Genomic DNA, 13,884 nt, shown 5'->3' on the forward strand with positions numbered 1-13,884 from the left:
ATCGGTAATTGTTCAGCATAATTTGCAGTATTCGCGTTAAGCTTCACCACAAAAACTAAGCTTGGGCTGTTTGTACTTACATTACGTGATATTTAAAGTCCGTACACATTGATTGACACTCTCACCAGCTTGATTGGATTCAAGAGCATGCCTTTTCTGATCTAATAGCTCCAAGCTGGCTTTTCATGTTAACTATCTATTCCAATAATCAAATGAATTAAATTGGTTACTCGTATGTATATTGCTAAAGCTGGTATGATGATTAATATGATGATGCATGGAGTGATTGTAATTAAAACCAAATGGATTCCCTCCCGCATCATAGGAACCAATCATAGGCAGGCCAGTGACAGGATTTACTCTAAAAGTATCTTGTGAATGGTTATTAAATAATTGCTGCTGATTAATGGAAGAATGGTCGCCCTGATTTACACTATGACCTTTAATCATGTAAGGTAAAATATGCCGTTTAAAATATTCATTTTCCATGTAATTAAAATGTTCATTTTTTGATGCAATGGCTTTTTGATATTCAAGATAACCTGGTGGTGGTTCTAATACAAAATCTTTAATTCGGATGAGTAATTGTATTAATTTTTTTATACGATCAATTATCGCATCCTTTTGAAAAAATAGTTTCATTTTTTTATCCTATTTAGATAACTAATTTATTCCTTCACAAACGCGCAAAGGCTCGCGCTCTTTATTTATTCCATAATCCATCATTCTAACTATACTAATAGTAGTACTTCACAAGGATTGTGCCTAGTTGTATTTTCTGATTCTACACACACCACGCAATGTGATTGCTTAAAAAACGTGCACATAACCATATGATTTATATTGAAATAATTCAATACCATTAAAAAACGAGTAATTTAAAGTAAAACACTCATGTATACAATTGTATACATGAAACCCTTGTAAATCAATGGATATCAACTTAAAAATACAGTTGTATACATAAATGATACTATTGTATACTTGTTTTGATTCAATAAATGAGCCTCTCTATGAAAGAAAATGATGTCATTACCTTACGTATTTCAGAATATGAGCGCGAGTACTTAAATAAAATTGCACATCAATTTGAGTTACAAAAACGAGGCTCATCAGACGCATCACCTGCAAAAGCATTAAAATTTCTTTTAGAATTTTGTTTACATAATGAGATTTCACCGCAGAGAAAAAATGAAAATCCATTACAAGATATAAGAAAAATGATTGAACAAATTCATGCATCCATACCCCATTTGATGTATCACAATCATTATCAAAGTTTAGTTATTTCATCCAATATTAATGACGACTCTTTGAAAGAAATAAAACAAAAAACCATCGAATATTTAAACGATAATTTCTCAGGATTTCAGAATAATACTTATAAAGAAGTTCGGTTTAAAATGAACGGAATTGGACTTAAAACAGTCCCTATAGAAGAAGGTGAATCGTTATGGAAATAACTATTGATATTGGCGCAGATACCCTTCATTCGTTGAATAAAATAGCAAAAATGAATAACAACGAATTAAATGTGACTGCAGCAGAAATGCTGTCATTTGGCGCACGTATTTATCTACAATCTTTAGAAAAAAAGACAGATGAATCAACCCAATTATTACTCGAAAATAGTGTTCGCTCCATACAAATTATTACTGAAATTTTATACAGTGTATATAACAAAGATTTGTCTAAAATCGGTGCTTATGATGCAGAAACTGCATTAGCCATGATTGAACGGATGATTCCAAATTTGTTAAAAGGTATTTCTTAAATCTCTCGCTCCATTTCTCGATTAGACTGTGATTTATTAAAAGTACGAGTATTTTCTACAAACTCTTTGTTGTACACACGGTCTTTAATTCCATTAATTAATCCTTGATTGAGTGTTATAAACTCATTATCACTTTGTGCATTAAGTTTGCGTTCTTGCTTTATCAAAGACTGAATTTGTGTATCCCGATTTATTTTTTTTAGCTCCGATTCCTTGTTTTCTAAAGCGCATTGTTTTTTAAATTCCTCGAAACTCAGACATCGGTTTAATTGTTTTTTTAGCTCATCCTTTCCTTCCTTAACAAGAACATCATTTAAATCGGTATTTTCTTTCTTAGGAATCATAATGGATACATGGATACCAGAATCATGTAATCTCTGAGCTGCTTTTATAATCGTATTGGTTTGTTCATTTTTTGCGTATTTATAAGTGTCTTTTCCATCATTATCCAAGCAAATAACCACCTGTTTGGGTGTATTTTTTGGATCAATATTTGAAAAATTTGCTTTACCCAATACAGCATATACACGCGCATGTTCATTGGCTTGAAGTATACTTAATCCTGTCTCAACCCCTTCAGTAAAATAGGCCATATCGCCTTTACCATGGTGATTTAAGTTGACAAAATAATTACTGATTGAACCAAACGTTTGTTTCACAGGCTCACACGACTTATCTTTATGTGCAGAATGAAGATCTAATTTTGTTATCTGAGCATGATGTATATTACCCTGTTCATCTTTACTAAAAGCCAATAACGCGGGAACATGCTTTTGCCCATCATGGGTCTTGGTGTATACCGAATTACAAAACCTTAGATCAGCATGCTCATAATGAGCCAATCCGCGATGGATGATTAAATATTTTTCAGCGATTGTGCCTTTAATAGGTTGTGATTGTTGAAATAGCTTTTGGGCTAATTGACGTTTCCCTTCTTTTACTGACATCTCTTTTTTCTCATTCAATTTTTGTGGTGCTTTACGCTCATATTCAGGGATGTAATGGATGTATTGCGCCGCATGCTCCAAAGTTTCTTTAAAGCCGGATAAACCCTTTTCACGTTCAATGAGATGAAATAAGTTACCGGACTCCCCTGTCTCAAAATGGTGCCAAAGACCTGAATCAAGATCAATTTTCAAACTGCCTTTGGCTCCATATCGATATTCAGACTGCGTTGATAATCGATGATTAGGCTCGCCAAAAAGGCTTTTAACTAAAGAATCAGATACGTTCAATAATCCTTTATACAGTTCATCCGCATTAATAGACGGCTTTTGAGCAGACTCATATTTTTTTGCGGGTCGAGAATCGTTTCTCTGCTCCTTAGCTTCGTCCAGAATGTGTTCTTGAGCACGATCCATTAACTGAGTACTGATTCTTTGCTGTTTCTGTTGCTTCAATCGATAATCCTCTTCGGTCAATACAGCAGAGGTTTTATCCGCATCGCGTTGTTTCAGGGGATCTTCAAGTCTTTTAACCAATCCATCAAAATTATCGGTATAAAAAGTTGCTTGATGGCTGGCACGAGTTGCATCAATTTCATGAGATCGATGGGTGGTTACAACAAGACGGTCCTCCAATTCCAAGGCAATCATGAACTTGGATGTAGCACCCTGACTTGAATAAGCCGTATTCGTATAGGAATAATCCCAATGAAGATCTGATTGTTTTTTTAAATTAAGCGTGACCTGATTTTTACTGTTGCTTAAGCCTACTGTTTCACCAAAAACCTGTGTGACCGTATATTCTTCATTGGCAATAATGCCGCGAACGTCATCATTTCGTTTTAACCGAATCCGATCCCCTGAGGCTAAAGGCCGTTCGTGCAATTTATAAAAGGAAGGCATTGTTTTGGGTAAAATAGAAGCACTGATTGTAAACGCAACCTGCGACTCATCAACACAGAACAATTTATTTGCTTCACTATCAATGGCTTTGACGGTGAAATACTCGTCCTTTTTAGCCACTGAATAGTTTTTACCAAACCGAATGACATCGCCTGGTTCAAAAGAATGTGCTTGTATCTGGTCGGCCTGATCCAGGCTGATTGGAAATAAGCGCTTACACAATATATCTTGACTGTGTAGTTGATGTTGCTTGCGCAAACCATCGCGTAGTAACACTTCAATGGGTGTTCTATCCTCATGCGCATGAGCAACTATTAGCGTATTTTTTTGACACTCATGGGTTCGGCTGAGAAAATCATCAGCGATAGCACGATAAATGGATTTATAGTCCTTCTTTCCTTCCTCATCAGTACAATTAATTTCAACCAGTGATGAATGATTCAATCCCTGTATCGATGTTTTTCGCTGCACATACTCTTCAGGATCGATGTTTTTTATGAGTTCAAAAGCCTTGCTAATTTCTCTACGTGATGCAAACTCCGCTGCTTTTTTTAATTCAGGGTTCGGATTTTGACGCACAATCTCCGTCATAAACGCTGTTTTTTGCGATTGGCTTTTGATAGTGAGCTCGTGAGGAATTCCTGAAGCTAGAGATTGCAACTGCGTAATATCCCCTGTAAACACCATTCGAGATTGAGCGTCAATGCACTTTTGCTGTAAGGCATGGTACTTCTCATTATCAATCATGGAACTCTCATCCACAATGACTAAGTGACTGGCACCCAACCCACCGTCATTGCGTAAAAAACTATCCACGGTTTGTGCCTGGATACCATTTGCATTGAGCTCTTCTACGGCTTTATGCGTCGGTGCAAGTCCAAGGACTTGAAATTGATTGTTTTCAGCAATGTCCTTCACATGCCGCATCATTGTGGTCTTACCAACACCTGCAAGCCCTTGAATGGATACAAACCGGTCGGAAGTGCTCACCACCAACGTGATGGCATCTTTTTGCCCTTGTGTTAAGGTTTCAGGTAAAGACAAAAGCCTTTGCGATGACAACTCAATGGGCTGTACCGTATTCTGCTCTTGGTAATTAGCGCGAAGAATCGCCTCTTCAATATGTAACGCCTCTTTGGTCGTCCAATAGGTATCCATATACACCAGCGACTCGGCCATTCGCGATTTAAGTAATGGGGCAATGTCTTCAAAATCGGCCTCTCCTAATGCATGCATCAACGCATGAGTCATTAAATCACTGTGTTTAAAGGCTGCATTGCGTTCTGTGCATTTCGCAAGCGCATACGTGAGCGCTGTAGCCGCAATGCCCTCTTTGTCTTCCGATTTAAGCTCAAGATGATGAATTAACGAGTTGATTTCTCGCGCCAAAGCCTTATTGGCATAGGCTATATCACGGTAGACTAAATCGGGCTTTTTTTGTTGCACATCATAAGCAGTCCATTTCAATTGCACACTCTCTAAAAAGCGCTGTGCTTTTTGTTCATCATCCGTAAATAAAAGCACCTGTTGTGCGTTTTCACCAATTTCTCCGATGAGATTACGATTGAGCTGGTACGGTCTTGCCGCTATAAACACTTGTGTGGTGTCTGGTTTTATCTCATGCGGTTTTTTACAATAATCATAATCAAAATGATGTTCGGACAACGCTTTATTAGTCAAAAATAAGGTGTTGGACTCATGGCGAACATAAATTCCCTCTTCAGTAATTTTTGACACAACAAACGAACTCTTAGGCGCATATTTAACGCGCTGATGAACTAGGGATTGTTCATTAATTAACCGCTCACCAACAGCGACTTCCAGTATTTTTTCTCGTGATACACGAAAGTCTTCTTTGGTGTTATAAGAAAACAGACTTGTCTTGCCTTGGGCATTTTCTAAATGCAGCCCATTGGTATCAACTTCACACACCTTATAGTGCTTCGGTATTCGCCCTTCATTATAAAACGTAATTTTATCACCCACTTTATAAGAGTGAGCGTATCCTTTTTCCGTTTGTGTCAAGGAAACTGTCGTCAAAACAGAGACCTTTTTCATAAATCTTGATAACTGACCCTGTTGCACCAGCCCTTCTCGTATCTGGCACGTTATGGCCTCTTTTTGTTTGTTATTCAAGGCAACCAGCGCACTTTTTTGCTGTTGTTCTGGAGTCAATTGAAGCCAAGCGGTACTCATGGATTCATTAACTTGTTTTCCAATCGAGAGCTTGAGCTCCCCTTTGATAGGCGCTGTTAACGATTTATACGAATGAATGCCCTGCTCTTTTAAAATCTTAATAGGATTTCCTGCACTAAAGCCTAAGGTTCCTGCCGAGTTATTCAATAAAATGAGTTTGCTTCTGTGTGCTTGAGTAATATCGCTTAACGCAGATAAATCATCAAAAGAAAGTTTTTGTGCATCATGGACAATCACCAAATCTTGCTTTTTTCTCAAAAACGGTGACGATTTGATGTGTTTCCCATAATGATATTGAAACCCAGACACCGTATGTACAATATCGTCTTTAAACAAATTTTTAATCCTGGAAATAAATCCTGTATCCAAATGCTTGATATCTGCTCGAAGTTGCTGCGTTTTTAGGCTACCAGGGTGAAGTACATAAGAATTGAGAAAATGCGCTTCTGCAAGATGCACCATGTCTTGAATCAGCTCTTTCTCGCACCGAAAACCGGCTACATCAATGATTTGAATGCGTTCGTTATTTTTAAATACTGAAGATGTGAGCCCGTGATTTGGTACGGACAACGAAAAACTTACTTTTAACTCGTTGGTAGTTTTTGCAATAAACTCCTTCTCGCGGGCAAGAAGAGGCGCCGTTGTATAATATTCCAAGGGTTTCCCCTGGAGTGTCCTTGCCGCCAAAAGCGATTCAATTTCCCGCTCAATGTCCTCATGCCCCACAAGACCTGCTGAAAAAGTCATGGCCTGGCGTACCAAAGCCCCATGCTGGATTTGCGTAGAATATTCGGACAAATGAGCTAGCGCATCATTCACGGCTTTTTGCGCATCAGGGCTTAAAGGTGTAGTGTGAGTGCTTTTAACCGCTCCTCGTCCGTTATTTAATTTGGAATCCTGGATTATCGCCCTCAAATCAATACCAAGCTCTTTAATTTCGTCTACCCACTGCTGATGCAGCGTTTGACTGTTTATTTCAGTTTTGGGGTTGCGCGTTGATAAATTAGATTTTTCAGCAGCCTTCGCACTACTTGTGCCACGTTCCTTCATATCATCAAGAATCTGTACGCGCCTTTTGGACGTAGCAGTAATAGCCTCATCACTAATACCTACAACCTCAAAATTACCGTACCTGTCTTTAATGCGAATATCGTAGCCCAGCTCCTTAACTTTTTTCGCTAAAGAGGACATGTATACCAATCCCAAATAATGTTGATTAGAATAAATTAATTCACGAAAACCATGATCCAGATGTTCTTTATCATTTTTTGCTCGTGACGATAAAGAACGCCATAATCCATCCGAACGTTCGGTCATGTTGAGTATGGGTACATGCGTGTGCAAATCGGGATCTAATTCACGAGAGGTTGTATGGACAAACATGGCTGCTACTAAATTACGGGTTTTTTCAAAGGTGGTTTCGCCATTAAATGTAATGCGTGCTTCTGCTGCCAGCTGCTCAATCCGACCAAAGGTAATGTTCACGGCTTCTTGATGGGCTTGAAGCAAGCGCGCGTCCTGCCCCACCAGGGCTAAAATGGATACAGACTTAGGCGCTGATAAAGTCACATCGGTTCCAGGACGATGCAGACGTTCTCCTTTATCAATAATACCCAGCAATTGCCCACTGGGTAATTGTCCGTCTAGTAACTGCAAAAATTGCGAAGGCTCAATTTGACCGGACAGCTGTAACTTTTGTGCACCATTCCCTATCCATCGTGACAGACTATTAAGCGAATCTCGATCGCTTAAATAATAATTATCTTGATTGGTGTAATAATGCACCGCGTCTTTAGCTGCACTTATTTTATTTAAGGTCAACATAATACCTCCCTGGATGACTTAAAAAATTTCTTTTATAACAATGGACGCCTCACGCAACTCAATAGCATCGGTGTCGTTTTTGTTAGCTGCAGCTTGGTCTTTGGGTTCCGCATAAAGTGATTCAGGAGGTACTAAATCCTTATCCGATACCTCATGCGCCAATGTTTCAAATTGATGGATTTTTTTAACGTCGTCATTTCTTTGAGGGTTATTCTGCACCATTAACGCGCGGTGATTTACTTTTTCCAATGCATCAAAATTGATGGTTCGCTCAATAAGCGGTACGCAAATTTCTTTACGCTCAATGTATTTGTTTTTCAAGCGGGTAATGGGATGGTTTCCTACCAAACGAACATAGCATTCCATGTCATCAAGAGTCATAATATCGCCCTCTTCGACCGTATTTCGCTTGGTGCGTTGCGAACCCACCGTATTACCATCACGAACAGAATCAGGACCATAAGACTGACTTTCTTTCATTTCATTAATCACTTGTGGACCTAAGTCCTCGGAAACCCACTTAGCCACTTTCGATTTTGGACTCCTAAAATAAATGGATGTATTGAGTAGATCCGCAATGGCTCCGGCCTCATGGGTTCCATAGATAAAATCTAATTGCGCAATGGATTGAATGCCAATGGCAACACACCCTCCAAATTTACGAATGTCTGCCAGAGTGTCTGAAATGGTTTCTAAACGATGCAGGCTTGCTAATTCATCCATGACAAGCCATATACGCCCTTTATTATTAGCCACCAAGGATTGCACCCCTTGCATAGCTAGTCCTAACCACAGAGAAATTAAAGGCTTTATCTCTTTATGGTATTTGGAGCGTGAGGTAATAAATAACCACCCTTTATTGTATTTTTTAGAATCGGTTGTATTTTCAATCCATTCTTTAATCGAAAAGTCTTCTTTACCCGACTTCTCAAGTCCCTCAAGAAAGCGAAGCGCCTTGGTATAGGTTGCCAACACGGATTTAATGGAAATGGCCGTTTTTTCAATTTCCTTACTCACCAGATTTTCAGATTCAGTCCCTTTGAGAATGTTCCTGATTTCCTCCAATGAGGTGGTGAGTAATAACTGCAGAAGAAACACCGGATCTTTTTCTACATAATCCCTGATTTTCCACGCCATCGAGGTAAAAATGGTTCTTGCTGAGTCAACCCAAAACGGATCGCTACCTTGAACTGATTTAGGAATTAAATACGTGGCAAAGGAACCAAACTCCAACGGATTGGCGCATTCTCGCCACATTTTCCAATTGGCACATAATTCTGAAATGGGATTGAGTTCAACATCAATGCGCTCATCAAAGAAATAAGGTTTGATGGTACATTCTTTATCATAAATGATTGCCGGCTCGCCCAGCGCCCTAATTTGCTCCAACAGCATCATCATGGCTTGCGTTTTTCCAGCCCCCGTTGTGCCATGAAACAACATCCCTTGTTTTTCAGAATACTTAGGCATAGGTAGGCGATTCAAAAGTTTAATTTCTGAAGCACCACGTTGTGATTCATTGACCGATTTGATGGTTTCTTTAGGCGAAGACGCTAAGCGCGTACCAGAAACAAATTGATCTTTGGTGTATTTTTCACCTAACTTAATAAAGAAACGGGAAAACAACTGCGTAATCAACAAATACACCGCTCCACCAAAAAATAAAGAAACTTGCGCTTTTCTCCAAAGAGCGTCCTGTGCCTGCTGCACGGATGCTTGAATAAGGGGACTTTTTTGATAAAAAAGCGCTGTAATTTTACTCCCATTCAGATTGGTCCATAACACATACTCCCCATAATGGAATTTAACCAAGAACCTTGAAATGTGGTTAAGCACCACCAGCTTCAATTCAGACGATGCATAAAACGCCATAATCAGCGAAAAAAGCACGACAAAACCTAAGACAGCCCAGTGAAAAATACGTTGACTTACCTGAATCATCATTTTTGTTTTATAGTCAAAAATCTGACCGCCACTCATAAATTGCCACATATTTTGCAAGGAGCTTTGTTTCATGATTTTAAATCCATCGGTTTGACCACTCTTCTTGAAGAAGCCAATGCACTGGGCGCACACGTAAGCGCGAGTTTTTGCTTATTCATAACGCCCTTCCTTAAACCCGCGATCATTGTCTACATAATCTTTTTTTTGTTTTGCTTGGCGATTCGCTAAATCCGCTTCAGATGCCTTAATCTCCTGTTGGGTACTGCTCTCTTGGTGTTGATAGGCCTTCGATAAATCCTCTCGATTATCCATACGCAGATCGTGCGCTTGCTGGATGGTGTTGTCTTGCACCTGGCTTAAATGTCTCTCTTGCGATTTATTTAAAACGCCTCCAGCACCATCCTGATGAGCTTGGTTGATGAGTGCTTTTTGATGAGCAGTCATCGAAGCACGTTGCGCTTCAAATTGACTTCTCACTTGATCAGATGATGAGTGGATCATACGGCTTACTTGCGCTGTTACTGCCGATTGCCCTTGGGAAGATCTCATAAACTGATCAGCCAACTGTTGTTGCGTGTCTAAGCTCGAAGCGTCTGTCCCCATCAATGCTTTTTCAGCTTGCACCCCATGATGCTGCACCGCCCAATCGTGAAACGCTTGATCCAATACTCTATCCATCCCGTCGGAGTGCTCTTTCACACGATTAGCCATGTGCTGATAATGTTCTCCCTTACTGTATTCTGCTGAGGCCATATCGGATAAAGCATGTCCTTGAGATAGGTTGGCTGCGATTTGTTCCGATTTCGACAAGTTAAACGAATCATTGGCATCCATGTGGTGCGTCTTAGCTGTAGACTCCATGTGGTTCAATGCGCTAGAGAATGATTGACCTTCACTGGAGTTAAAAAAGGCTTGAACCGAGTTAGAAGCAGACAAACCTGTTTTCAAACTCGTGCTCGCCTCCCCAGAAATACCCGTTACTGCGTGGGCGAACGATCCAAATACCCCTTTGCGTGTATCAATCCTGGCCGAAACCGCCGCATCCCACGACACTTGTCCTGATTTGTCATGATGCTGATTGTATTGGTTAACCGCGTCTTGCATTTGACGAACATCTTGATTCAACGCATTACTGAGCGTTCTATTAATACCCGTTCCTTCCCGTACCTCACTGGCATCGCTTTCATTAAATTGAGAGAGTCCACTCAAGGCTTGTTGATAATGAGAGTCTGCACTGGTTCGATGCGATTGGGCATTCTGGAACGATTGGCTTGCACTGTCTTGCAATGAGGCACTGATTCGGTCGGATGCGTGTAATCGCGTTGCCATCTGACTCATTGCAGACTGTGCATTAATCACGCGCGACCCATCCAATCCTTGCGAAAGCAAGGCACCATTATCCGTTTGAACAGTAGCCCGCCCTTCCATATGCTGATAATTGGTATCCCATTTATTCGCATGCGTGTTGTTGTAGTTCATGTTCCAACCACTGTAAGACGCCATGGAGATATTTCCTTGCGTGGCCGATTGAGCCTCTCCTGTAGATAACGATTGCGCCATTCCTCCTAGATGTTGAGACGCAGCACTTAATAAATTAGGTAAGCCTTTGGCAATAAAAAGGGAAATCACTGGAACACTAATAGCCAAGCCCCCTGCCGTATACGCAAAGCTACTTTGAATACTGGCGATGGAATCAATGGTTGAAAAAGTAACCCCACCATTTTTAGAACCAAATAAAGTCAGTGTGGTAGAGGAAGCTAAGGACACAAAAAAATGAATAATGATAAACATCGGAGGCCAAGACCATAAAAACACTTGGGTTTGCATGTAGATCATGTATACCCCATGCATGGCGGGAACCAGCGCTAACAACATCACTAAAGGAAAAATACACAGAGTCAACATCCAAAAGACGGTCATATAATAAGGAAGCCGATACCCTGCAAGCCAAAAACTGTTCGCTTCAGCCACATGCATTTTTTGCAAACTGGAACTGTTGGTGTAATTCATCAGCTCCGCATCCGCACCAGCAAAAGCAAAGGCATCAAGGGCTGATTCTCGGGTGGCATTGATTAAAATATTTTGTGTGAGTACTTGGGCTGCATCTTTGGACACGTTCATAAAATAGGAATGAGCTGCCGCCAAACCATCACTAAACTTCTCCTTGTCGCCCTTGGTCATAATATTGGATAAATGAACGAGTTGTTTTTCTATTCCCTCATTAAGTTCTGGTTTTAAACGTGCTGCAGCCTCAATACAGCTCAAATTAGACCCATCATGAAATAAGACACGATAAATGGGAGATGGATGCTCAAAATATAGCCGAATTAAATCAGAACTGTTCTTCATCTCATTGGGTGCAATTTGCTGACTCCCCAAAAGTTTGGCTGAAAAAATGCATTGCCTAATGTAGGTGGATAAATCACGAGAGAGCTCAGGCGACAAAGACAAATTAGAACTGGTGGACGCTAAGAAGGTACGTGAACCAAACAACATGCCAGTTCGGGTGTAATCTAAATCCTGCGGCATATGAAACACGTCACTAAATACTTGAGTAATCCCATACCCAATGCCACTAATAAGTGCCGCAGGAAGACCAACGCCTAAAGGAACATGATCTACGGTTAGTGCAGGTCCCGCTGAATCCGCTGTTTGCATGTCAATGATAGCTACCGGCGTTTTGATTCCTAAAATACAGAACAAAAAGACAAACGTGCACAAAACATAACGACTAATGGCTTGAATCCTTTTACCACTCACGTATTGAAACCCGACAATGCCTACCGCAAGAATACTCACTATGTCCTGAGCCGATTTGTAGGTTGACGTGCCAAGCAGCGTGACCATGGCATCCAGTACTGTTTTTAGATACTCTCCATTTTGAGGCGTATAAATGGTTAAAAGACTCATTGCGCGTCTCCATAATAGGCTGTTCTTAAAGTGGGTGTTAATGCACTTAATGCTTGTTTGACGTTGTTGCGAATTAATTCATTCGTCTGTAACGCTGCATTAAACCGCTCACGGCTCTCCGTACTAAAACGTGCTACAAACTGTTGTGCTAGTTGCAGGTTTTTGTATAACCGCTCTTCATTGTGAGCACCCAGTTCTTTTCCTGAGAGAGAGGCACGAATAATATCGAGGGAATTGGAAAGGTATTGTGCTAAAAGGTCCGTTGCCACACTTTGAGCCAACTCATAACTGCCTTGAATACCCGTGTTTTGTTGCGCATTGGCAGAAATAAGATTAAAAACGGCAGGTTGTGTTAATTCAATCAGTCCCTTTTGCTTATCGGATAACTCTTTGCCCATTTTAATGTTGTCATAAATTCCCTGCAGTAATTCCTGGACTTGAGCCACCAAAGCTTTTTTGGCACTGATTTCTTGTGTGCTTGTGGCATCAATGGATAAGCAATGCGACTGTGGCCCTGTATCAGTACAGTGGTAACTAGGTAACTTTCCTCCATACAACAAGGCCTTAATAAAATCTTGATTGGTTGCAAGTGAGGGGTAAGTCATTAACGCCCCTTTCGCGTTAAAGACAATGGTTCCTGAAATGGACATGTACACTTCGGCTAATTTAGGATCTTGTGCAATAAACTGATTAATTTGTAAGGAGTCCCAAACAATATTGGTGTTAATTAACACACGGTCTTTGTATTCAGGATTATTTTTAGCCTCAGCTAATATGGAATCGGCTTCACCACCTGTGGAACATTTCTGACGTGCCATGGCCCAATCCGTAAAGGTTCCTTTGTGGCGACCTAAATCTTCGCAAAGACGCTGTTGTGCCGCCCTATTTCGCGGCCACACCGCAGCACTTAAATTTTCACCCATTTCACAGGAATTAAAATTGGTGCCATTAATTTCATTCGCCAGTTTTTGCATAAACTGCATCGCATGTGCAATTTCAGGCAATTCTGTTTCTAAGGCCAGGTTTAATGCGTAGCCTGCTCCTCCTGATAAAATATTTTGCATGAACTTCACAATCTGATCCGACTTGATGAAGGAAAAACCGCCTGCGAAGAGATCGATACCGCCACAACCAGAACGCATCCCAGGCACATCCACATGCGCAAGGCGGATGGTACGTACTTGATTACGGGCATATACAGAACCAAGAGCCGCGAAACCCGCCGCTTGTGTTTGATAGGCATGCGATCCCGTCACATTGGCATCAAACCCCAAATTATTAAAAAAATGGGATAAATCAGATTCTGCATTCGCAAAGAGCTGACTGGTCCCTAACAACAAAAAAGCGGCAACGGTTTTTTTAAACATAGTCATCTCGCGAAGTTGTGAA

The 13,884-nt window shown here is 40.5% G+C and carries 7 protein-coding genes; 2 read left to right on the plus strand and 5 right to left on the minus strand.

Annotation, left to right across the window (positions count from 1 at the left end; genetic code table 11):
• Window positions 1-192 precede the first annotated feature (192 nt).
• On the minus strand, window positions 193-642 hold the full coding sequence (locus BGO44_RS12325) for a hypothetical protein (RefSeq protein ID WP_058478556.1): 450 nt from the start codon (window positions 640-642) through the stop codon (window positions 193-195).
• 371 nt (window positions 643-1,013) lie between these two features.
• Between BGO44_RS12325 and BGO44_RS12330 the strand changes: the two genes are divergently transcribed.
• Entirely contained in the window at window positions 1,014-1,463 is a 450-nt protein-coding gene (locus BGO44_RS12330) for a hypothetical protein (RefSeq protein ID WP_058478555.1), read from the plus strand.
• Window positions 1,454-1,774 (plus strand): hypothetical protein, encoded by a 321-nt coding sequence (locus BGO44_RS12335; RefSeq protein ID WP_058478554.1) that lies wholly within the window; start codon window positions 1,454-1,456, stop codon window positions 1,772-1,774. The genes BGO44_RS12330 and BGO44_RS12335 overlap by 10 nt, the downstream gene beginning before the upstream one ends.
• Here the strand turns inward: BGO44_RS12335 and traI are convergent.
• The 4 genes from traI to BGO44_RS12355 form a co-directional block, all read right to left on the minus strand.
• Entirely contained in the window at window positions 1,771-7,641 is a 5,871-nt protein-coding gene (gene traI / locus BGO44_RS12340) for a conjugative transfer relaxase/helicase TraI (protein ID WP_058478553.1), read from the minus strand. The genes BGO44_RS12335 and traI overlap by 4 nt on opposite strands.
• A gap of 18 nt (window positions 7,642-7,659) precedes the next feature.
• A complete protein-coding gene (gene traD, locus BGO44_RS12345; RefSeq protein ID WP_058478552.1) occupies window positions 7,660-9,657 on the minus strand; it encodes a type IV conjugative transfer system coupling protein TraD in 1,998 nt (665 codons plus the stop codon).
• Window positions 9,658-9,735: 78 nt separating this feature from the next.
• Window positions 9,736-12,495 carry a conjugal transfer protein TraG N-terminal domain-containing protein gene (locus tag BGO44_RS12350; RefSeq protein WP_058478551.1) on the minus strand — a complete coding sequence of 920 codons (2,760 nt, stop codon included), beginning with the start codon at window positions 12,493-12,495 and terminating at the stop codon, window positions 9,736-9,738.
• Window positions 12,492-13,862: a conjugal transfer protein TraH gene (locus tag BGO44_RS12355; RefSeq protein ID WP_238585458.1), complete on the minus strand. Its 1,371-nt coding sequence runs from the start codon at window positions 13,860-13,862 to the stop codon at window positions 12,492-12,494. Before BGO44_RS12355 ends, BGO44_RS12350 begins: the two co-directional genes overlap by 4 nt.
• Between the last annotated feature and the right edge of the window lie 22 nt (window positions 13,863-13,884).

Origin of the sequence: Legionella sp. 39-23 (genome assembly GCF_001897665.1) — a bacterium.
Taxonomy (GTDB): Bacteria; Pseudomonadota; Gammaproteobacteria; order Legionellales; family Legionellaceae; genus Legionella; species Legionella steelei.